The 21,624-nt window shown below is 72.9% G+C and carries 22 protein-coding genes and 1 pseudogene; 20 read left to right on the top strand and 3 right to left on the bottom strand.

Annotation, left to right across the window (positions count from 1 at the left end):
- The first annotated feature begins 279 nt into the window (after positions 1–279).
- The 9 genes and pseudogenes from PZB75_RS22615 to PZB75_RS22575 form a co-directional block, all read left to right on the top strand.
- Complete coding sequence (locus PZB75_RS22615; RefSeq protein ID WP_275537120.1) at positions 280–573, top strand: hypothetical protein; 294 nt, start codon at positions 280–282, stop codon at positions 571–573.
- Entirely contained in the window at positions 542–1,069 is a 528-nt protein-coding gene (locus PZB75_RS22610; RefSeq protein WP_275537119.1) for a DUF6879 family protein, read from the top strand. Before PZB75_RS22615 ends, PZB75_RS22610 begins: the two co-directional genes overlap by 32 nt.
- A 29-nt stretch (positions 1,070–1,098) precedes the next feature.
- A complete protein-coding gene (locus tag PZB75_RS22605) occupies positions 1,099–1,950 on the top strand; it encodes a helix-turn-helix transcriptional regulator (protein ID WP_275537118.1) in 852 nt (283 codons plus the stop codon).
- A 95-nt stretch (positions 1,951–2,045) separates the two neighbouring features.
- The gene (locus PZB75_RS22600; protein WP_275537117.1) at positions 2,046–2,231 is read left to right on the top strand and encodes a hypothetical protein; all 186 of its coding nucleotides are present in this window, start codon (positions 2,046–2,048) and stop codon (positions 2,229–2,231) included.
- Between the two features lie 314 nt (positions 2,232–2,545).
- Complete coding sequence (locus PZB75_RS22595; RefSeq protein ID WP_275537116.1) at positions 2,546–2,947, top strand: hypothetical protein; 402 nt, start codon at positions 2,546–2,548, stop codon at positions 2,945–2,947.
- The gene (locus PZB75_RS22590) at positions 2,944–3,642 is read left to right on the top strand and encodes a DUF6875 domain-containing protein (RefSeq protein WP_275537115.1); all 699 of its coding nucleotides are present in this window, start codon (positions 2,944–2,946) and stop codon (positions 3,640–3,642) included. Before PZB75_RS22595 ends, PZB75_RS22590 begins: the two co-directional genes overlap by 4 nt.
- Positions 3,558–4,442 (top strand): protein kinase, encoded by an 885-nt coding sequence (locus PZB75_RS22585; RefSeq protein WP_275537114.1) that lies wholly within the window; start codon positions 3,558–3,560, stop codon positions 4,440–4,442. Before PZB75_RS22590 ends, PZB75_RS22585 begins: the two co-directional genes overlap by 85 nt.
- Positions 4,436–4,921, top strand: coding sequence for a GNAT family N-acetyltransferase (locus tag PZB75_RS22580; protein ID WP_275537113.1), 486 nt, complete (start codon positions 4,436–4,438; stop codon positions 4,919–4,921). The genes PZB75_RS22585 and PZB75_RS22580 overlap by 7 nt, the downstream gene beginning before the upstream one ends.
- Before the next feature lie 77 nt (positions 4,922–4,998).
- Positions 4,999–5,223, top strand: a pseudogene (locus tag PZB75_RS22575) (IS5/IS1182 family transposase); the annotation flags it as partial.
- A gap of 132 nt (positions 5,224–5,355) precedes the next feature.
- Here the strand turns inward: PZB75_RS22575 and PZB75_RS22570 are convergent.
- Together PZB75_RS22570 and PZB75_RS22565 are read right to left on the bottom strand one after the other, a co-directional pair.
- Entirely contained in the window at positions 5,356–5,967 is a 612-nt protein-coding gene (locus tag PZB75_RS22570) for a TetR/AcrR family transcriptional regulator (RefSeq protein WP_275537112.1), read from the bottom strand.
- A gap of 298 nt (positions 5,968–6,265) precedes the next feature.
- Positions 6,266–6,991, bottom strand: coding sequence for a DUF2470 domain-containing protein (locus tag PZB75_RS22565; RefSeq protein WP_275537111.1), 726 nt, complete (start codon positions 6,989–6,991; stop codon positions 6,266–6,268).
- A gap of 460 nt (positions 6,992–7,451) precedes the next feature.
- Here PZB75_RS22565 and PZB75_RS22560 point away from each other — a divergent pair, with 460 nt between their 5' ends.
- The 8 genes from PZB75_RS22560 to PZB75_RS22525 all read left to right on the top strand — a co-directional run bounded on the left by PZB75_RS22560 (position 7,452) and on the right by PZB75_RS22525 (position 17,999).
- Positions 7,452–8,126, top strand: coding sequence for an isochorismatase family protein (locus PZB75_RS22560; protein WP_275537110.1), 675 nt, complete (start codon positions 7,452–7,454; stop codon positions 8,124–8,126).
- A gap of 96 nt (positions 8,127–8,222) precedes the next feature.
- Complete coding sequence (gene argC, locus PZB75_RS22555) at positions 8,223–9,287, top strand: N-acetyl-gamma-glutamyl-phosphate reductase (protein ID WP_275538824.1); 1,065 nt, start codon at positions 8,223–8,225, stop codon at positions 9,285–9,287.
- Positions 9,284–10,435, top strand: a complete 1,152-nt coding sequence (argJ, locus tag PZB75_RS22550) for a bifunctional glutamate N-acetyltransferase/amino-acid acetyltransferase ArgJ (protein ID WP_275537109.1) — start codon at positions 9,284–9,286, stop codon at positions 10,433–10,435. Before argC ends, argJ begins: the two co-directional genes overlap by 4 nt.
- Positions 10,432–11,427 (top strand): acetylglutamate kinase, encoded by a 996-nt coding sequence (gene argB / locus PZB75_RS22545; protein ID WP_275537108.1) that lies wholly within the window; start codon positions 10,432–10,434, stop codon positions 11,425–11,427. The genes argJ and argB overlap by 4 nt, the downstream gene beginning before the upstream one ends.
- Positions 11,428–11,549: 122 nt before the next feature.
- Positions 11,550–12,680, top strand: coding sequence for an acetylornithine transaminase (locus PZB75_RS22540; RefSeq protein WP_275538823.1), 1,131 nt, complete (start codon positions 11,550–11,552; stop codon positions 12,678–12,680).
- Positions 12,681–12,953: 273 nt separating this feature from the next.
- A complete protein-coding gene (locus PZB75_RS22535) occupies positions 12,954–14,372 on the top strand; it encodes a lysine N(6)-hydroxylase/L-ornithine N(5)-oxygenase family protein (RefSeq protein ID WP_275537107.1) in 1,419 nt (472 codons plus the stop codon).
- Between the two features lie 139 nt (positions 14,373–14,511).
- Entirely contained in the window at positions 14,512–17,793 is a 3,282-nt protein-coding gene (locus PZB75_RS22530; RefSeq protein ID WP_275537106.1) for a condensation domain-containing protein, read from the top strand.
- A complete protein-coding gene (locus PZB75_RS22525) occupies positions 17,790–17,999 on the top strand; it encodes an MbtH family protein (protein WP_275537105.1) in 210 nt (69 codons plus the stop codon). Before PZB75_RS22530 ends, PZB75_RS22525 begins: the two co-directional genes overlap by 4 nt.
- Positions 18,000–18,104: 105 nt before the next feature.
- On the opposite strand, the gene PZB75_RS22520 is transcribed toward PZB75_RS22525, so the two are convergent.
- Complete coding sequence (locus PZB75_RS22520) at positions 18,105–18,665, bottom strand: GNAT family N-acetyltransferase (RefSeq protein WP_275537104.1); 561 nt, start codon at positions 18,663–18,665, stop codon at positions 18,105–18,107.
- Positions 18,666–18,986: 321 nt separating this feature from the next.
- On the opposite strand from PZB75_RS22520, the gene PZB75_RS22515 reads away from it, so the two are divergent.
- From PZB75_RS22515 to entS, 3 genes are all read left to right on the top strand, one after another.
- Positions 18,987–19,232, top strand: coding sequence for a phosphopantetheine-binding protein (locus tag PZB75_RS22515; protein ID WP_275537103.1), 246 nt, complete (start codon positions 18,987–18,989; stop codon positions 19,230–19,232).
- 206 nt (positions 19,233–19,438) lie between these two features.
- The gene (locus PZB75_RS22510; RefSeq protein ID WP_275537102.1) at positions 19,439–20,290 is read left to right on the top strand and encodes an ABC transporter ATP-binding protein; all 852 of its coding nucleotides are present in this window, start codon (positions 19,439–19,441) and stop codon (positions 20,288–20,290) included.
- Positions 20,283–21,611 carry an enterobactin transporter EntS gene (gene entS / locus PZB75_RS22505; protein WP_275538822.1) on the top strand — a complete coding sequence of 443 codons (1,329 nt, stop codon included), beginning with the start codon at positions 20,283–20,285 and terminating at the stop codon, positions 21,609–21,611. The genes PZB75_RS22510 and entS overlap by 8 nt, the downstream gene beginning before the upstream one ends.
- Positions 21,612–21,624 lie beyond the last annotated feature (13 nt).

Here is a 21,624-nt window from a genome sequence, read left to right as displayed (position 1 = left end):
GGAGTTCTCTACGCTTCATGATCACCGGGGAATCCGTGCCTGCCGTCCCACTCATGCGTTCTCGACCCGATCCGCGACCAGTTCCTTGCCCTGCTGCCCGGCAACCCGTGCCTGAACCTGGACGCCGGCTGCGACTGCGACTACGACTACGACTACAGCATGGCCCACCAGGGCCCCCACGCCCGGCGGATCACCGGCAAGATCGCCGTACGGACCAGATGGCCACCGCCCTGCCCGGCGAGACGCCCTTGACGCCACCACTGTCTTGCAGGACGGTCAGTGCGCAACAATCCGCAACTTGCTTTTCCGGAGGCGATCATGGCATTACTTTTCTTCGGCACGGACCCGAACTCGGGCGGCGGAAACTGCCCGGCCGTGTGGGTGGACACTGAGGCCGCTGAGGGCCCGGAACTGGTTCTGCAGGGCAAGTTCGCCGACGCGGCGACCCGGGCCGCGTGCGGCCAGGACAGCCCTCCGGCTGATGACGAGGGCATCATCCGGCTCTCGGTGCGGATGATTGACCAGATCAGGGAGGCGTGTGATGCCGCAGAAGCCGCCGGCCCTCAGCTTTGAGGCCCTCCTCGACTCCGCTCAGCACCATGCCCTGCACCTGGAGCTGCGGGACTCCTACGCCGTGGGGGAGGAGCGCGAGGTCTTCGAGGCGTTCCTGCGGGACGGAAGCGTGCCCGAGGACGACTCCTCGTACTGGAACGGCTGGCTACCGCTGGTGAAGCGGGCCGTCGCCCGCGGCGTGGAGGTTCGACGGGCCCGGGTCGTGTCCGAGCCCGTCACCGACTACATCCGCTTCGAGCACGCCATCACCGACGCCAACCTCCGCGCCGGCGAACAGGTCCGCTGGCTGCCCCGCCGCCGCGCATCCGCCCTCGCTCTGCCGGGCAACGACTTCTGGCTCATCGACGACCAGGTCGTGCGGTGGAACGTCTTTTCCGGCGACGGCGAGGCTTTGGAGCCCGACCACACCGAGGACCCGCAGGCCGTCAAGCTGTGCGCGGAGGCGTTCCGTACGGTGTGGGACCTGGCCACCCCGCACGTCGACTACCGCATCTGACCCGCACGCACCTCAAGGGCCGCCACTCCATGACGACCACATCCCCCTCGTCCAGCGCCCAATCGGCCCGCGAGGCGCTCGCCGCGCGGTTGCAGCACCTACGCAAGGACGCCGGCCTCACCGGGAAGGACCTCTCCACCCGGTGCGGCTGGCACCCGGCCAAGACGACCAGGGTCCAGAAGGGCGACGTCCTACCCTCGGACGCGGACATCCGCACCTGGTGCACGGCGTGCGGCGCGGACGACCAGGCCGACGACCTCATCGCCACCGCCCGCGCTGTCGACTCGATGTACATGGAGTGGCGCCGCCTGCACCGCAACGGCATGCGCCAGGTCCAGCAGGACTGGTACGCCCTGCACGAACAGACCCGCCACTGCCGGATCTACGTCTCCAACCTGCCCCCCGGCTTCCTCCAGACACCGGCGTTCGCGACCGCTCTGATGAAGCAGATCACTCACTTCCAGGGCACCCCCGACGACGTCGCCGAAGCGGTCGCCGCCCGCGTCGCACGCTCCCGGTTCCTCTACGAGGGCGGCCACCGCTACGTCGTCCTCATCGAGGAATCCGTCCTGCGCTACCGCACCGCCGACCCCGAGGCGATGCGCGGGCAGCTGCGCCACCTCCTGGCGGTGATGCCACTCGCGTCTCTCTCGCTGGGCATCATCCCCTTCACCGCGCAGCGCACCATCTGGCCGCTGGAAGCGTTCTACGTACACGACGACACGACGGCCGTGGTGGAGACGCTCACGGCGGAGATCAAGGTGACGCAGCCACGCGAAATCGCCGACTACACCAAGGCGTTCACCGGCCTCGCGGCAATGGCCGTCTACGGCGACGCCGCCCGCGCCCTCATCCAGGCCGCGATGGACGCCCTGGAGTGAAATTCCGCAACTATCCGCAATTCTGTTGAGGGCGAAGCAGGGACGTCCGTAGCGTCGAACGACATCGACGCACCCAGCGACAGAAGGCGGTGCCCATGAGCGCACCCACACCTGCCGGACCCGAGACACCAGGCCCCGGCATTCAGCCGCCCGCCTTCGGCCAGCCGCCCCCGGAGCTGCTCGCCCGCGCCAACCGCGGCTACGCCCGCTTCTTCGCCGTCCAGACCCCGGACGCCGACACCGGCAACCATGACCAGGACGAGAACGCGGCGGGCGCATGATGACCGACACCCATGCCGTGCTGCACGACCCTGAAGGACGCCTCGAAGCGGAACTCCCGCTTGACCGGAAGCTCCACAAGGCTCTGGTCAAAGCCGTGCCGGGATGGACCGGCGACCCCGGCCTGCCACCCGCGGGCCTGAAACAGAGCACGCTGCTGCTCACCGGCTCCGCCCGCGCGGTCGCCGCCGATGTCCGCCGCGCACCTGGACGGGACCGACCAACCCCGGATGCGCGGCGTACGGCACCACCAGGCACCACACCCGTTCCAACCCGGACGGGGCGAGCACCACTCGACACCGAGAGGGGCACCACCATGAGCACTGCAACGACCGAGCTGCGCCGGTTCCTGACCATCACCGGCCAGCGTTTCCAGAACGGCCAGTCCGCACCCGAGATGTTCTCCCCGGCTGTGGACAAGGCGTGGCACGACCTGCTCGGCACCCCCGCCTACGAGGCCCTGTGCCTGGAGAGCGCCGGCCGGCCGATCCGTCACGTCGCGAACAACGGCCACGGGCCGATCGCCTGGGTCACCGCGTACGAAGAGGCGTACGGGCCGCTGCCGGAGATCTGGTTCACCGACGCCGACGGCAACGTCGACCAGGCCGCCGTCGCCCGCTACCGGGAGAGTGGCACCGTGGTCGCCGAATGGGACTGCGGCCCCGCCGGCGGCGACGGCGACATCACGCCCGACCAGCCGGAGACCACCCGCCGGTGACCACCAGCCGTACCAGCGCAGCGCCCCGACCCACCGCCGGGGCGCTGCGCCTCGTTGAGGCCAGCACCACCCGGCCGAACTCCGTGGAAATCGGTGACTACGCACGCCGGATGACCGCCCACTGCCCCTACCTCGCCCCTTCCCTCGAACGGGGACTGACGACCTGGACGGTCTACCGCGCCGACGGCGCCGCCGAAGCCGTCCAGGCGGAGCTCTTCCACGCGGGCGCCCAGGCCGCGGAGTGGCTGCGGCCGCAGCTGAACCGGCCCCATGGCCTCCTGCGCTGCGAGAACATCGTTTTGTTGGGCGAGGTGCCCGGCACGGGGCACCGTGACCTGCTGGCCTGGCCGCACTGGGTGCTGAAGAACCTCTACGGACCGGTCGGGGTGATGTTCGGCAAGTTCTGCGCGGGCGAAGAGGAAGTCACCGGGGCCGGACACCGGATCACGGCCGCCCCCGCCTCGTTCCTCCCCGTGAGGGCCGCCGTCCGTCGCCGCGACCCACGCTTCCTGCACGCGACCCCCGACCTGGCCGCAGCCCTCGCCGCGGCCGACGACGACGGCCGCGACGTGTTCGAGCACATCCCCACCGAGTGGAAGGACATCCGCACATGGGCCAGAAACCTCCTCCCCCCGCCGAAGCCGTCGCCCTCCTCGCCGACCACACCGGCAACCCCGCCGCGATCCAGCTCCTGAGCGACCGGCGCGGCTCCCGGGTCTGGAAGGTGCAGGGCCCCAGGGGAGCGGTCGCGGTGAAGGCCAACACCCCGGACGGCGACAACGCCCACGAGAAGGCCGCAGAGATGGCCCAGGAGGACGACCGCCTTCTTCGCCTCACGGCCGCCGGCGCCATCAGCCCCGACTACCGGGTTGGCGCCGGGACGTGGGAGGGCGGCCTGTGGCTGGCCGTCAACTGGGTCGACGGCGCGCCCCTGTGGCAGGCGCTCGCCCCGGCCCGCAGCCCAGAAGGAGACCGCGCCTCGGTCCGGCCCTGGCTCACGGGCATCGCCCGCAGCTGGACGGAGCGCCTCGCCCGGATGCACGCCACCGGATGGGCTCACGCCGACGTCCAGCCCACCAATACCCTCGTCACGAACGACGGCCGGGCGGCGGTCATCGACTACGCCCTCGCCTGCGGCCCCGACGACCGCCGCCGCGTCTCGTACCGGGGAGCCCTCACCCACACCACCGCCCCCGAGATCGCCACCTCGATCCTCTCCACCCCCGCCGACACCCACGTCCAGGCACACCCGGCCGCCGACATCTGGAGCCTGGGCGCCTCCCTGTTCTGGTGCTGGACCGGCCGCCGACCCGTCCCCTACGACGACACCACCGACCGACTGGAGAAACTGGCCGTCATCGCCAAGGGCACCACCACCGCGCTGCGCGATGTCCGCCCGTGGCCGTTACCCGCGTTCGAGGACACCATCACCGCATGCCTGGCCCCCGACCCCGCCGACCGGCCCACCGCGGAGGAGCTGACCACCGCATGGTGACCCTGCGCGCCCTTGCTTTGGATGACGCCGCCGCCCTCACCCGCGTCTACTGCGGCGCCTCCATCCGGCACACCACCGGAAAGCCCCTCACGCTCGACGAGGCCCACGAGAAGATCCGCGCCGCCCTCGCCCGAGCCGCCGAAACCCCGCGCGCACAGTGGAGCTGGGCCATCCTCACCGAAGACGAGATGATCGGCCTGATCTCCCTGCGGCGACGCACCCCCACCATGGGCAGCATCAGCTACATCCTCCGCGAAGACACCTGGGGTCACGGCTACGCCACCCAGGCCGCCCGCCAGGCCCTCGCCGTCGCCTTCACCACCGCCGGCCTCAACCGGCTGGAAGCCATGCACCACCCCGACAACCCCGCCTCCGGCCGCGTCCTGGCCAAAGCCGGGTTCACCCGCATCGGCACGTCCGACCGGCACACCGACAACGGAACCGTCCCCTACGAGCTGTACGTCCTGGGTACAAGCTGACGCGGTTTCGCATTCCGCCATGGAGAACGGCTCCACCCGACACAGCCGGCGACGAGAGATGTTCACCACCGACGAGCGGAGCGAAAACCCCGATCCAGACCGGTGGACGACGGGTCGTCGAACGTACGGACTCCTGGATGAACAACTTCGGCGAGCTCCGCCGCCGCACCGAGCGACGAAGAGCGCCCGTTGAGTTCTTCATCGCCCTGGCCGACGCCATCATCACCGTCCGCTGCCTCATCCGACGCACTTGGACGCTCTACCGCTGGGACACCCGCCCACGAAACCCCCGCATCCGATGACCTACTGGCGCACGCCCCAAGGGCTCTCCCGTAGCCGCTGGTGGAGCGGGCGTGGGAGTCGGGCGCGGGCGGCTCGCGGGGCGGAGGGGCATCCGCGTGCTGGATGGGTACACGTCCGGACCGTGGCGGAGGTCAGCGCTCCGGCTCGGGCCGGAAGGCCCTGAGCGTGACGTCGACGAGCGAGTCGGCGTACTCGGCGGTCAGCGGGCCCGAGCGGTGCAGCCAGCGCTGGAACAGGGGTGCGTACAGCACCTCCAGGACCAGGTCGAGGTCGGCGTCCGTGGCCAGCTGACCGGCGCGTTGCGCTCCGCGCAGCCGTTCCTTCCTCGCGTCGTCCACGGGCCGGGCCAGCTTCTCGCGGTACTGCGCGGCAAGGTCGGGATCGTTGCTGATCTCGATGGTGAGCGCCCGTATCGGCTTCTCGAACTCCGGGGCGGCGAACTCGGCGGCCGTCGCGCGCATGGCCGTCTTGAGGTCGGCCTTGATGTTCCCGGTGTCCGGCAGCGTCACCCTCCGCTCCCCGGCACCCTCGCCGAGTGCCAGGAAGGCGTCGAGGATCACGGCGCCCTTGGACGGCCACCAGCGGTAGATCGTCTGCTTGCCGACGCCGGCCCGGACGGCGATGGCCTCGATCGCCACCTTGTCGTGTCCGACCTCGGAGACCAGCGCACGGGCCGCCTCAAGGATCGCCTGCCGCGAACGTTCGCTGCGCCGGGAGCGGTCCGGCTTCGGGGCCTGGGACATGGGCGCAGGCTAACACCTCGACGAGACGGACCGGTTCGCGTCGGCCTACCACCGGGTCCCGCCCGTCCCCGACCGACTCGGCCACGACGTGGCACGCGCACTGCCCACCGGACCGCTCACCCGGCACGGCGCCCTGACGACCGGGGGTTTCCGGGCCGGGCAGTCGGTGCTGATCACCGGGGCCACCTCCGGCATCGGCCTGATCGGTGTGCGGATCGCCAGGCCCCTCGGAGCACGGCAGGTCATCGTTTCCGGAGGCCGGGGACGGACGGCCGCGCCCCGCGTGGTGGTGGTCACGTCACCTGGGAGGTGTCCGCCAGGAGCGGCGGCGGCAGTGCGAGCCCGAGTGGAGCAGGAGGCGGATCTGTTCGCCGGCCTCCCCGGCGTCCCGCAGCGGCGCGGGGAACGGCAGCCGTACATCGCGGTGGGTCCCCGCGCGTTCCAGCCGGAGCGTCAGGCCGTACCGGTCGATCGCCCAGGGCAGCACGCCGCGAACCCCCTGGAGGAGTACGGGGTCGATCAGCCGGGTCAGTCGCGCGACCAGGTCGGCGTGGTCGTCCACCAGATGCGTGATCATCGACGCCTCGTGCCCGGCCAGCGGGTCGGGGGCGGCGCCGCGCAGGACGGTGCGCCCCAGGGTGTCGTTGCCCTCGCAGGTCTCCAGGACGGCGGCCGTGAAGGCGAACCTCAGCCGGGGCTCCGGGGTTTCGGCCGTCCGGTCGGTGTAGCTGAGGCGCCCGTCCACGCACACCCGGGCGCGCACCCGGTCCCTGGCCGGGACCGGGGCCACATCCGTGAAGTGCAGGGTCGCGGGGAGCCAGCCGAGTGGCGCGGTCAGGGCCGCGCCGGCCAGCACGCTTCCGGGCGGCGCGGCCAGCAGGAGGTCTCCCCCGCCGCTCAGCCCGCGCACACCGGGCAGTTCCTCGCTGAGCCGTCCGGCGACGCCGGTCAGTGAGGTCGCGGCGGCGATGACGGTCCGCGCGCGTTCGGCGTTCGTGGGGCGGCGCACCGAGCCGTGCTTCATCTACAACCTCCGTGTACGCGGGTGAGCAGGGGTGGGTCAGGCCGTGGCGGGCTTCCGAGCGGGCAAGGCCGGCCGGGGTGTCACCACCCCCGTCCGGTCGAGTTAGGTTAGCCTTACCTAAACAATGAGGCAACGGCGGTGACGCGTACGGGGGCACGAGGGTGCTCCGGGAAGGCGCGGGGAGGGGGCGCCAGGGCCACCGCGAAGGCCGCGCCGGCCATCCGACGGGCCGTGAACACCCGTCCGGTGACGGCGAATCGAAGCGGTCGGCGGGCCGCACGTCCGTCCGACGAGTGATTAGCTTAGGCTAAGCTAACTTTCCCGGGGTGGTCGTCCGCGATCTCCCCCTCGGGCCGTGTCATGCCCTGCCTCACGCCGTCGTTCCCCGAGCACGGGGGCCCCGCCCGCGCACCGGGCCCGGCAGGACCCGGCCGAGGCGACGTCAGCGAGGAGATTCCCGATGGGTCTGCCAGGTATCGACTCCTATCCCATGCCCCAACGTTCGGCGCTCCCGCCGGCCCACGTCCCCTGGGTGATCGATCCGAGCCGGGCCGCGCTGCTCGTGCACGACATGCAGAACCACTTCGTGGAAGCGTTCCCTGCGGGCCGCGCCCCCGTCGTGGACCTCGTCGAGAACATCGCCGCCCTGCGCGCACTCGCGAGATCGCTGGCCGTGCCGATCTTCTTCAGTGCGGAACCCGCCGGCCAACGCCCCGATCAGCGCGGCCTGTTGGCCGATGTCTGGGGACCGGGCATCGGCTCCGATCCGCACGCGTCCGAGATCATCACGCGGCTCACCCCCCGCCCCGGCGAGCACGTGCTGGCCAATGTGCGCCACAACGCCTTCCTCCGCAGCCATCTCGGCACCCTGCTGCGGACCACCGGGCGGGACCAGTTGATCGTCTGCGGTGTGTACGCGCACCTCGGGGTGCTCCTGACGGCGGCGGACGCGTTCATGCGCGACATACAGCCGTTCGTGGTGGCCGACGCGGTGGCCGACTTCTCCGCGGAGGAGCACTCCATGGCGCTGCACTGGGCGGCGCGCAGTGGCGTCGTCTGTACGACCGAGACCCTGCTGCGGGACCTGCGGGCCGCCCGGCCCGCGCCGTCGGCACGGCCCGCGCGCGGGGCGTGACGCGCGGCGCCGTCCGCCGCTTCCCCGCGAGGGCAGCGGCGGCGGGCACCCGCGCCTCGGCCGAGCCATGAACAACTACGCGGAGAGATGGAGAACATGACGGTACGGGTGGCGGTCGCCGGTGCGAGTGGGTACGCCGGAGGGGAGCTGCTGCGCCTGCTGGCCGCCCACCCCGGCGTGGAGATCGGCGCGGTCTGCGCGCACAGCAGCGCGGGGCGCACGCTCGGGGAGGTCCAGCCGCAGCTCGCCGCGCTCGCCGACCGGGTGCTCGTCGAGACGTCCGCGGCGTCGCTGCGCGGGCACGACGTGGTCTTCCTGGCCCTGCCGCACGGCCGGTCCGCCTCGCTCGCCGCGGAGTTGGACGAGGCGGGCGCCGACGGCCAGGCCGGCGGGAACGGTCGGGGCACGGTGCTGGTGGACTGCGGCGCTGACTTCCGGCTGCGTGACGCGGCGGACTGGGAACGGTTCTACGGTTCGGCGCACGCCGGTACCTGGCCCTACGGGCTGCCGGAACTCCCCGGTACGCGTGATGAGTTGAAGGGAGCGGACCGGGTGGCGGTGCCCGGCTGCTATCCGACCGCCGGGACGCTCGCGCTGTATCCGGCCTTCGCCGCGCGCCTGGTGGAGCCGGAGGCCGTGATCGTCGCGGCGAGCGGGACCTCGGGGGCGGGCCGGGCCGTCAAGCCCCATCTGCTGGGCTCGGAGGTGATGGGCTCGATGAGTCCGTACGGGGTCGGCGGCGGCCACCGCCACACTCCGGAGCTGGCCCAGAACCTCACCCGGTCGGCGGGCGAACGGGTGACCGTGTCGTTCACCCCGACCCTCGCGCCGATGGCCCGGGGCATCCTGGCGACCTGCTCGGCGCGGGTCCGGCCGGGCGTCGGCCCGCGCGAGGCGAGGTCGGCGTACCAGGAGGCGTACGCCGACGAGCCGTTCGTCCGGCTGCTGCCCGAGGGCCGGTGGCCGTCGACCGCCGCCGTGCTCGGTTCCAACACCGTCCAGGTCCAGGTGACGGTGGACGAGCACGCCGGGCGGCTGATCGCGGTCAGCGCGATCGACAACCTGACCAAGGGCACCGCGGGTGGCGCGGTGCAGAGCATGAATATCGCCCTGGGCCTGCCGGAAGGGCTGGGCCTGCCTACCGATGGAGTCGCTCCGTGACCGTGACCGCCGCTCAGGGATTCCTCGCCGGCGGGGTGTCCGCCGGGATCAAGGAGTCCGGTGACCTTGACCTGGCGCTGGTGGTGAACCGGGGCCCGTCGCGCGCGGCGGCCGGTGTGTTCACCTCCAACCGGGTGCAGGCCGCCCCCGTCCACTGGTCCCGACGCGTGCTCGCCGACGGAAGGATATCCGCCGTCGTGCTCAACTCCGGTGGCGCCAACGCCTGTACGGGGAAGGCGGGCGCGGAGGACACCCGGCTGACGGCCGAGCGCACCGCGCGGGCCCTGGGGGTCGGCCCGGACGAGGTCGCGGTCTGCTCCACCGGGCTCATCGGGGTGCGGCTGCCGATGGACGCGGTCACGGCCGGGATCGACACCGTGGCCGGACTGCTGTCGCCCGAGGGGGGCGAGGACGCGGCCGAGGCGATCAGGACGACGGACTCGGTGCGCAAGACGGCGGTCGTCTCCCGCACCGGCTGGACGGTCGGCGGCATGGCGAAGGGCGCGGGGATGCTCGCCCCCGGCCTGGCGACCATGCTGGTGGTGCTCACGACGGACGCCGACGTGAGCGCGCGGCTCCTCGGCTCGGCGCTGCGGGACGCGGTCCGTACCACCTTCGACCGGGTCGACTCCGACGGCTGCATGTCGACCAACGACACCGTGCTGCTGCTGGCGTCGGGCGCCTCGGGGGTGACACCGGAGCCGGCCGCGTTCACGGCCGCGGTGCACGCCCTCTGCCTCGATCTGGCGGGGCAGTTGGTCGCGGACGCGGAGGGCGCGTCGAAGGAGATCGACGTGGAGGTCGTCGGCGCCGCGTCCGAGGGGGACGCCGTGACGGTGGGCCGGTCCGTCGCCAGGAACAACCTGCTCAAGTGCGCCCTGCACGGCAACGACCCCAACTGGGGACGGGTGTTGTCGGCGATCGGCACGACGGACGCCGTGTTCGACCCGGACCGGCTGGATGTCGCGGTCAACGGGGTGTGGGTCTGCCGGGACGGCGAGGCGGCCGAGCCCCGTGACACGGTGGACCTGACGAATCGTCAGGTGAGGCTGACGATCGACCTGCGCGCGGGCGACGAGTCGGCGGTCATCCGGACCAACGACCTCACCGCCGAGTACGTCCACGAGAACAGCGCGTACAGCTCGTGAGCGCCGACGAGCGGCCTCGCGCCCGTACGGTCATCGAGGCGCTGCCCTGGCTGGAACGGTTCCAGGGCCGGGTCGTGGTGATCAAGTTCGGCGGGAACGCCATGGTGGACGAGGAGTTGAAACGCGCCTTCGCCCAGGACGTGGTGTCACTGCGGTACGCCGGGCTGCGCCCGGTCGTGGTGCACGGCGGCGGGCCGCAGATCAGCGCGTTGCTGAACCGGCTGGATCTGGAGGTCCGCTTCGCGGCGGGACTGCGGGTGACCACGCCGGAGATCATGGACGTGGTCCGGATGGTGCTCGCCGGTCAGGTGCAGCGTGAGCTGGTCGGGCTCATCAACGCGCACGGTCCGTTCGCCGTGGGGATGACCGGCGAGGACGCGCACACCATGACGGCCACGCGGCGGCCGGTGTGGGTGGACGACGAGCCGGTGGACATCGGGCTGGTCGGCGACATCGTGGACGTGAACCCGGACACCCTTCAGGCACTGCTGGAGCGGGGCCGCATCCCGGTCGTGTCCCCCGTGGCCCGGGGGAAGGACGGGGAGATCTACAACATCAACGCCGATCTGGCGGCTTCGGCGCTGGCGGTGGCCCTGGACGCGGAGAAGCTGGTGATGCTCACGGACGTCGGGGGGCTGTACGCGAACTGGCCGCACAGCACCGAGGTGATCGAGCGGCTGACCGCCACCGAACTGGAGAAGACGCTGCCGGGGCTGGCGAGCGGGATGGTCCCCAAGATGGAGGGCTGTCTGCGGGCCGTCCGGCAGGGCGTACGGATGGCGCACGTCCTGGACGGCCGGGTGCCGCACTCGCTGCTGCTGGAGGTCTTCGCCGACGACACCACCGGGACCACCGTGGTCCCGGACCAGGAGTCCCCGGCACCGGACCGGGAAGTCCCGGCACCGGACCGGGAAACCGTGGCAACCGTGGCAGCGGACCCGTCGGACCCGGCCCGGCCGGGCCGGCGGGACCAGGAGGAGGACACCGTATGACCGCCGTCGAGGACACCCCCACCGTCCGGGCCGGGGCTCCGGCCCCGGTCACCGCCCCCGGGTCCGGGGCCGCCCCCGGCGGGGTCGGCGGCCGGTCGCTCCGGGACCGCTGGCCGCAGGTGATGATGAACACCTACGGCACTCCCCCGCTGGCCCTGGTCAGGGGCGAGGGCAGCACGGTGTGGGACGAGGAGGGCCGGGCGTACCTGGACTTCACGGGCGGCATCGCCGTCAACGCCCTCGGCCACGCGCACCCCGCGGTGGTGTCGGCGGTGAGCGGGCAGATCGCCACGCTGGGCCATGTCTCCAACCTCTACGCGGCGGGGCCGCCGGTCGCCCTCGCCGAGCGGCTGCTCCGCGTGGCGGGCAGGCCGGGGAAGGTGTTCTTCGCCAACTCCGGGGCCGAGGCGATCGAGGCGGCGTTCAAGATCGCCCGCCGGACGGGCCGTCCGCGTCTGGTCGCCGTCGAGGGCGGCTTCCACGGCCGGACTGCGGGGGCGCTGGCCCTGACCGGGCAGCCCGCGAAGCGGGAGCCGTTCCTGCCGCTGCCCGGCGAGGTGTCGTACGTACCGCTCGGCGACACGGGGGCGCTGCGGGCGGCCGTCACCGAGGAGACCGCCGCCGTGTTCGTCGAGCCGGTGCAGGGCGAGGCCGGTGTGGTGCCGGCGCCCGAGGGCTTTCTGCGGGCCGCGCGGGAGATCACCCGGGCAACCGGCACCCTGCTGGTGCTGGACGAGATCCAGACCGGGGTCGGGCGGACGGGCCGCTGGTTCGCCCATCAAGCGGTGGACGGGGCCGATCCCGACGTGGTGACGCTGGCCAAGGGACTGGGCGGCGGACTGCCGATCGGCGCCGTGCTGGCGTTCGGCGCGGCGGCCGAGCTGCTGACCCCGGGCCAGCACGGATCGACCTTCGGCGGCAATCCGGTGGCCTGCGCGGCCGGGCTCGCCGTGCTGGACACCATCGAGACGGAGGGGCTGCTGGACCGGGTGGTACGGACCGGGGAGCGGCTGCGGCGCGGTGTCGAGGGGCTGGGCCACCCCCGGGTCCGTCAGGTGCGGGGCGCCGGGCTGCTCCTCGGTGTCGCCCTGCGCGAACCGGTCGCCCCGCGTGTGCAACTGGCGGCGCGACAGGCCGGTTTCCTGGTCAACGCCACCGGTCCGACGACGGTCCGGCTGGCTCCGGCGCTGACGATCGGCGACGCGGAGGTGGACGCGCTGCTCGCGGCACTGCCGGACATCCTGGCCGTCTGACGCCTCTCCCCTTCCCCACCCGCCTCCCGGGACACCCGGCACCGACCGGGTCCTCGGCGTTTCCCGGACCCGCTCCATGGCCGGATCGGGGGGCAAGTCAGCGCTCCCCAGCGGTAGTCGGAGCAACTTGACAGCCCTTCGGCCATGAGGGATGTTAGGCGAGCCTTACCTAAGAACGGGAGGCGGTTGGGGGTGTCATATGTGGAGTCCGCCGAGGGCGGCCGATCAGTTCCGGATGCTTCCGGCGCTGAGCAGAACCGGAAAGGGATGACCATGTCGGCACGCCAGACGCAGACTTCACAGCGGGGCGAGTCCGCCTCCCAGGACGTGGTCGGCATAGGCTTCGGCCCCGCCAACCTCGCACTGGCCATCGCCATCGAGGAGCACAACGGCCGCAGCGAGCACGGCAGTGCGCTGCGGTCCGCGTTCGTGGAACGCCAGGAGCACTTCGGCTGGCACCGGGGCATGCTCATCGAGGGCGCCACGATGCAGGTCTCCTTCCTCAAGGACCTGGCCACCATGCGCGACCCGGGCAGCCGCTTCACCTTCCTGCGCTACCTCCAGGACCGGGGCAGGCTGGCCGACTTCATCAACCAGAAGAGCTTCTTCCCCACCCGTGTGGAGTTCCACGACTACTTCCGCTGGTGTGCCGCCGAGTTCACCGACCGGGTCGCGTACGGCCATGACGCCCGGCTCATACGTCCGGTGGAGCGGGACGGTGTCATCGACAGCCTCGACGTGGTGACCCGGCCCGTCCACGAGCCCACCGGCAGCGCCGAACAGGTGCTGCGCGCGCGGAACATCGTCCTCGCCACCGGTCTGCGGGCCCGGCTCCCCGAGGGGATCACAGCCGGCGAGCACGTCTGGCACAACCAGGACCTGCTCTTCCGCGCGGCCGAGCTGAAGGAGCGTCCGCACCGCCGGTTCGTCGTGGTGGGCGCCGGGCAGTCCGCGGCCGAGACCGCCGACCATCTGCACCGCACCTTCCCGGACGCCCAGGTGTGCGCGGTGTTCTCGCGGTACGGCTACAGCCCCGCCGACGACAGCCCCTTCGCCAACCGGATCTTCGACCCCCATGCCGTGGACGACTTCTACGGGGCCCCGCAGGAGACCAAGGACGCGCTGCTCGGCTACCACGGCAACACCAACTACTCGGTGGTGGACGGAGACCTGATCGAGGAGCTGTACCGCACCACGTACCAGGAGAAGGTCAGCGGCACCGAACGCCTCCGCATCCTCAACGCCACCGCGCTGACCGCGGTCGAGGAACTGCCGGACGGCGTAAGGGCGTCGGTGCGCTCGCTGACCGACGGCGAGACGTACACGCTGGACGCCGACGCCATCGTCTTCGCCACCGGGTACCGGGCGGTGGACCCCCGCGAGCTGCTGGGCGAGCTGGCCGGTGAATGCCTCACGGACGAGCTGGGCCGGCTGCGCATCGGCCGCGACCACCGCGTGCTGACGACCGACCGGGTGCGGGCCGGTGTGTACCTCCAGGGCGCCGGGACCGAGCACACCCATGGCATCACCTCCTCCCTGCTGTCGACGCTGGCGGTCCGCTCGGGTGAGATCTGCGACTCGCTGCTGCTGCGCCGGACCGAGCGGGAGGTGCGGGCGGAGCACGACGTACTGGCCGGGCTGGACGCCGGTACGGCGACGGCGGACGACGGCCTGGCCGTGCCGAACGCCTGACGGCCGCCCGCCCGCCAGCCCTGACCGGCCGCCCGCTCTCCCCGTCCGCTTCCTCCGCCCGTCCGGTCCTTCTCAACCGGCCGCGCGGCGGGGGCCGGGAACGCGTGCCCCCGCCGGCGCCCCAGTCCCGGAAGACGAGATGTCACAGCCATCGCTCCAGACGGTCCGCCCCCTGGACCTCACGGCCGCGCAGGCCGAGGTCCTGCGTGCCCAGCGGGCCGACCCCACCAACGCCGCCTACAACGTGGGCCAGTACGTCGAGCTGTCGGGGCCCGTCGACCCCGACGCGCTCCAGCACGCCGTACGCCACACGCTCGGCGAGGCGCCGGGGCTGCACCTGCGCGTCCGGGAGCATGCCGGGCGCCCGCTTCAGACCCCGGCACGGTTCGAGGCGGAGCACTGGCGGCTGCCCCGGCTGAACACCTCGGACGCGGCCGATCCCGAGGCGGCGGCCGTGGAGCTGGTGCGCGCCCAGCTCGCCTGCCCGCCCCGGATGGGCCTGTTGCTCACGGAGGACGATCCCGGCGACGCGGCGGACCCGGGGGCGGCGGACGCCGGTCCCGTACCGGGGCCCGCGCTGACGGGCGCGGTGCTGGTGACGGTCGGGCCCGAACGGCACCTGCTGTTCCAGTACTTCCACCACCTGGCCATCGACGGCTACGGGGTGTCCCTCCTCAACCGGCGGATCGCCGAGGTCTACACGGCGCGCGTGCGCGGCACGGAGACCCCGCCCTCGCCCTTCGCCCCGGTCGGCACACTCGTCGATGCCGAGCGTGACTACGCGTCGAGCGGGAGGTACGCCGCAGACCGCGCCCACTGGGCCGCCCGGTACGCCGACGGGCCGACCCCCGCTCCCGTGTCCGGCCGCGACGCCACCCGGCCGGCGGATGTCGCGCTGCGCCGGACCGTACTGCTCGACCGGCCGACGGCGGCGCTGATCCGCGCGACCGCCCGCGCCGCCCGGGTCACCTGGGCCGAGGCCGTCACCGCCGCCGTCGCCGCCCACCGGGCCCTGACGACCGGCGTGGACGAGGCGGTGCTGCGCCTCTACGCCATGGCCCGGGTCGCTCCGGGCACGCTGCGGGTGCCGGGGATGGCCGTGAACATCCTTCCGGTACGGGTCCGGGTGGGCGCCGACGCCCGCTTCGACGACCTGCTGCGCCGCGCGGGGAGCGAACTCGCCGACGTACGCCGTCATCAGCTCTTCCGGGGCGAGACCGTCGCCCGGGAGCTGTGGCCCGGCAGCGGTGGCGAGCGGCTGCGCGGGCCGCTGCTCAACTTCCGTCCGTTCGACGACGAGTTGGACTTCGCGGGAGTCCCCGGGCATGTGGTGACGCTGGCCTCCGGCCCGGTCGACGATCTCTCCGTGTCGGTGTCCGCGTACGCCGACGGACGGTTGCGGCTCGACTTCGACGCCAATCCGGCGCGGTACGGCTCCGACGGGCTGGCCGCGTACTCCCGGCAGTGCGTGGCGCTGCTGACCCGGCTCAGCGCCGAACCCGGCCGACCGCTCGCCGCCCTGGGCGCCTGGGACGTCCCGGGCGGTCCGGGTGACGGTCACGGGGCCGGGTCCGTGCGGCCTCGTCCGGCCGTACCGGCCCCGCGGGTGGAAGCCCCCGGACCGGCGGCCGGAAAGCCGCGCGGCGGGCGGGGAGGGAGCGGGCGGGGCCGGGGCGGACTGCCGCTGCTTCCCGCCGCGCACCGGCTGCGGGAGTCGGGGGGACCGGCCGAACTCCTCCAGGAGACCGTACTGCTCCGCGTCCCGGCCGGTCTCCGCACGGCGCCGCTGCGCAGGGCGCTCGCGCTGCTGGCCCGTCGGCACGACGCGCTGCGGCTGCGGCTCCACCGTGCCCACGGGGTGTGGAGCCAGGAGATCCTTCCGGCCGCCACCGCCCCCGCCGCCGCCGATCCGGCCACCCTCCGCCGGATCGACATCACCGGCCCCTCCCTCGCCACCGACGGCCGGGTCCCCGAACAGGTGCTCACCCGCGAGGCGCGCCGGGCGGCGCGAGCGCTGGATTCCGCGTCCGGGGCGGTACTGCGCGCGGTGTGGTTCGACGCGGGACAGGAAACGGACGGCAGACTGCTGCTGACCCTGCACCGGCTCTGCGCCGACGGCGACGCCTGGCCCCCGCTGGTGGCCGAACTCGCCGCGCACTGCGCCGCGTTCATGGACGGGCGGGAGCCGCCCCGCGCGGCCGGCGGGCCGGGGCCGCGGGAGTGGGCCGCCGTGTTGCACGAACAGGCACACGAGCCGTCCAGGATCACGGAACTGCCGTACTGGCGGGGCGTGCTCGCCGACGCGTCCACCGACGCGCGGGCCGCGGCGGCGGGTCGCGCGGGCGCCGTGGACGGTCCGGAACTGGTGACCGGAGCGACCGGTCTGCCACCGGTCGCGGACCCGGTCGGCTCGGGCCACCACGCCCACGACTGGGTGGACCTGGCCGTGCCGGCCGCGCTGGCCCTGCTCGCGGCGGACGAACCCCGGCTGCGCGGCACCGGAGCCGACCCGTTGGTCGAGCTGGCGTGCTCCCCCGATCCCCTGGCCGAGCCGGCGCCCGGTGCGCCGACCGCCCGGTACCCGGTACGGCTCCACGTCGAGAACGGCGAGAACGGCGGGCGTGACGGGAGCGGCGCGCATGACGGGAGCGACGGGCATGACTGGAGCGACCATGACGGGAGCGGCGGGCATGACGGGAGCGGCGACGGCGCGCCGGACACCGGGAGGCTCGCGGTGTCCGGCGTCCCGGTGGGCGAGGGCGACGACCAGGCCGCCGTCGGCGCACGGCACGACGTATCTCTGCCGGCCCGGGTGGCCGCTCAACTGGCCGCCGTACCGGACGGCGGGCGGGGGTACGAGCAGCTGCGCCACCTCAACCCGCAGACCGCGCCCCTGCTCGCCGGTCCACCGCTCGACGCCCTGCGGTACGTCCGACGCCGTCCGCCGGTCCACGCGTCCGGCTGGGCCGCCGCCCCGGCGGAGGAGGAGGCGGTGGTACGCGAGGCACTGGCCGGGCTCGGTACGGAACCGGTCGTGTCCGGACCGCTCGAACTGACCGTCACCGTCGGGACGAGCGGCGACGGCCGCACGGACCTGTCCCTGCGCTGGCGTTGGCACGGTGGCCCCGAGCGGGGCTTCACCGCCGACGAGGCGCGCCGGCTGGCCCGGCGTGGCACCGCGCTGATCGCCCGGCTCGCTCCGGTGGCCGCCCTGGCGGGACCGGACGAGGGCTCCCGGGCCCCCACCGCCCGGACCGTGCCCGCTCCCGGGACGGCGGCGCCCCGAACGCTCCGCCCCGTCCCTCCCCGCCGTGCCTCCCCCTCCCCCTCCCCCTCCCCCGCTCCCGATCCTGTCCGGGAAGCGGCCCCCGACCACCTGCCTCAACCGACCCAGAAGAAGACCGAAGGAGACATCCCATGACCGCCACCAACCCGTTCGAGGACGACGAGGCCCAGTACTACGTTCTCGTCAACGCCGAGAACCAGCACTCCCTGTGGCCGGTGTTCGCCGAGGTGCCGAGCGGCTGGACCGTGGTGCACGGCGAGGACTCGCGTCAGGGCTGCGCCGAGTACGTCGAGACGCACTGGACCGACATGCGGCCGGCCAGCCTGGTGGCGAAGTCCTGAACCGTCCGGCCGCCGCGGGCGCCGATCGTGGCGCGCGGAAGGGGCCGGTCCGGAATCTCCCTTCCGGACCGGCCCCTTCCGCGCTGTCGCACGCGACGAGACGTGTCAGAGCGTGCGGGAAAGAATCCGGGAGCCCCTGCGGGGATCGAGCGCCCGCGTCCACGCGTCCGGAGCCCGGTCCGTGCCGGTGACCGCGAAGCCGTGGTGCAGGAACAGGGCGCCGTCCCCGGTCGTCGCCGTGAACAGCGCCTCCAGCCCGTGCGCGGTGGCCTCCGTGAGCGCCGCGCCCAGCAGCAGACCGCCCACGCCGCGGCCCTGACTGCGCGGCGAGACGCAGAAGTTGTAGAGCACGCCCGTGGCACCGGGCGCTCCCGCGCCGGCGTCCGCACCGGGCCCGCCGCGGGGGTACGTGTCCGCCTCGTGGACGCGGAGGCCGAGACAGCCCTCAAGTGTGCCGTCGGGGGCTTCCAGGACGAGGAAGTCGGCCACGTCGGCGGCGTACAGAGCCGGGGGCCGTTCGCGCAGTGCCCCCGAGCGCATGAAGAGCAGGGACAGCGCGTACAGAGCGGGCGCGTCCTCCTCGCGGGCGTGCCGGACGGGGCGCGGCACGGCGCGGCCCGTGGCGGGGGGCGGTTGGACGACGAGGCGCGGCGGGGCCGTGGCCAAGGAGTTCCCTTTCTCCGGTCCCGTCCCGTGCGGGACGGGCTCGGCCCGACGGGACGGCCGCGCGCCGTGGGACGGGGCGGGGCCGGACGTGGCCGGGCGAGATGAGGCGAGGTTAGATTAGCCTTACCTAACTTAAAGACCAAACAGGGGGCCCTTCGGACTCGTGGCACACCGCCGCGCACCCCAGGGGGACTTGACTGACCGTCAGCGCCTGGCGACGGCATCCCCGCTTGACTTTCACCCGCCAGAGATAGTTAGGTGAGCCTTACCTAAGACCCAATCGCCGGGTCGGGGAGTCACACGGAGGGGAAACCAGCGTCGATGTCCGAAATAGCCCAGGAGGGCGTTTTCACGTTGGACCGGCTCGTCCGCGATGTGGCCGAGGTCCTGTACATCGAGCCCGACGAAGTATCCGTCGACGACAGCCTCCTCGACCAGGGACTGGACTCGATCCGGCTGATGACCCTGGTGGAGAACTGGCGGGCGGAGGGCGCCCGGATCGGCTTCGTCGACCTCGCCGAGCGTCCCACCCTCGAAGAGTGGGCCGCCCTGCTGGCCAAGGACTGACCCGGTGCCGTTACCGGTGATGTCCGCCCGCGAGGAGCGTCGTCGTCCGGTGCGTGCGAGCACGGCAGGGCCGGACGTCCCCGGCCACGACGGAGCGGTACGAGACGCAGCGGGCGGCGCCGGGAACGGCCGGCGCCACGGGCACGCGTCGGCGACGAGAGCGCACGCGCGCCTCAACGGCCGGCCGAATCAACGGAGGAAGACACATGGGTGAGAGGCTGCGCGCCGAGGGCCTGACCCTGGGGTACGACCGCCGGATCGTCGCCGAGAAGCTCGGCATCGGCATTCCGGACGGTTCGCTGACCGTCATCGTGGGGCCCAACGCCTGCGGTAAGTCGACCCTGTTGCACGCGCTCGCCCGGATCATCACACCCCAGGCGGGCGCGGTGCTGCTGGACGGCCGGCGGATCGCCTCCATGGCCCCCAAGGCCCTGGCCCAGCGCCTCGGTCTGCTTCCGCAGTCGCCGACCACACCCGACGGGATCACCGTCGCCGACCTGGTGGCCCGCGGCCGGTTCCCGTACCAGAAGCTGCTGCGCCAGTGGTCGGCCGACGACGATCTGGCCGTGGTCGCCGCGATGCGGTCCACCGGGGTGGCGGAACTCGCCCACCGGCTCGTGGACGAGCTGTCCGGCGGGCAGCGCCAGCGGGTCTGGCTCGCCATGGCCCTCGCCCAGGAGACCCCGATCCTGCTGCTCGACGAGCCGACCACCTTCCTCGACATCGCCCACCAGGTCGATGTCCTCGACCTGTGCGCCCAGTTGCGCGAGGAACGGCAGCGGACCGTGGTCGCCGTCCTCCACGACCTCAACCACGCCTGCCGCTACGCCACCCATCTGATCGCCATGCGCGACGGCCGGATCGTCGCCGAGGGCGCCCCCGACGACATCGTCGACGCCGACCTGGTGGAGGAGGTGTTCGGCCTGCGCTGCCGGATCATCACCGACCCCGAGACCGGCAGCCCGCTGGTCGTGCCGCTGGCACGGGTACCGCGCACCGGCGCCCTCGACACGATCCCCGCCCCTACCCCCACCGGAGCCTCGCGTGCGCATGCGTGACCTGCTCATCGACATCGAACCCCTGCGCACCAGCCGCGACTTCCGGGCCATCTTCATCGCCCGGGTCGTCTCGCTGTTCGGGCTCGGCATGGCGACCGTGGCCCTGTCCGCCCAGGTGTACGGGCTGACGCACTCGACGTTCGACGTCGCGATCGTCAGCATGATCGTCAGCGTCACGGTGCTGCTCGGCTCGCTCTGGGGCGGGGTGATGGCCGACCGGATGGACCGCCGCACGCTGATCGTCTTCGCACGCGGAGCCGCCGCCCTCGCCTTCGCCGGCCTGGCCGTCAACTCCATGCTGCCCGAGCCGAAGATCTGGGCCATCTACGTCTGTGTCGCCTGGGACGGGCTGGCCACCGGGGTCAGCGTCACCGCCCTGATGGCGGTCGCCCCCACCCTCGTACGGTCCGACCAACTGCCCGCGGCCGGCGCGCTGATCTCGCTCACCGGCGAGATCGGTTCCATCGCCGCGCCCTTCCTCGGCGGGGTGCTGCTCGCGCTGTCGGGTCCCGGTCCGGTCTTCGCGTTCACCGCCGTCACCACCGCCGTCACCACACTGCTCATCTCCCGCATCCGCTCGCTGCCACCGGGCCGGGGCGATGACGACGATGACGACGACGGCGGGAAGGACACCGGTTCGCTGCTGGTGGCGTTCAAGTACGCCCTGCGGAACCGGGTGGTGGGCGGTCTGGTGATGCTCGGCGGGGTCACCGCGCTGTTCAACGTGCCGGTCGTGCTCTTCCCCGAGATGGTCGACAAGCAGTTCGGCGGCAGCGAGGTCATGCTCGGCCTGCTGTACACCGCGCCCGCCGTCGGCGCGGTCATCGTCTCGGCCACCAGCGGCTGGCTCACCCGCGCCGCCCGGCCCGGAAAGCTGCTGCTCGGCGCCGCGTTCGTCGGGGGCACCACGACCATCGGCTTCGGCCTCAGCGGCCACGTCGCCGTCGCCTTCACCATGCTGGCCATCGGCGGCGCGGCGGGCACGGTGTACGAGATCCTGGAATACGCCCTCGTCCAGCACAGCACGCCCGACCGGCTGCGCGGCCGGATCGTCAGCGTCATCACCACGCAGGGCACCACGGGCGATGTGGTCGGTGACGTCGAAGTCGCCCTAGTCGCACGCTGGTTCAACCCGGGCGGAGCCGCCGTGATCAACGGCGCGATCTGTGCCGTGGCGGCCGTCGTGATCGCGGTCGCCGTGCCCGGACTGCGCCGCGCCACACTGCCGCGCCAGGACACGGGCGACCAGGACGACGGCACACCGCCCTCGGGCGGCGAACTCGCCCTCAGCGCCGAGCAGATCCGACCCGCCACGGCCTGACCGCCCGCCGTCC

The sequence above is a fragment of the Streptomyces sp. AM 4-1-1 genome (assembly GCF_029167625.1).
Taxonomy (GTDB): Bacteria; Actinomycetota; Actinomycetes; order Streptomycetales; family Streptomycetaceae; genus Streptomyces.
This window is presented reverse-complemented; position numbering and strand designations above follow the sequence as displayed.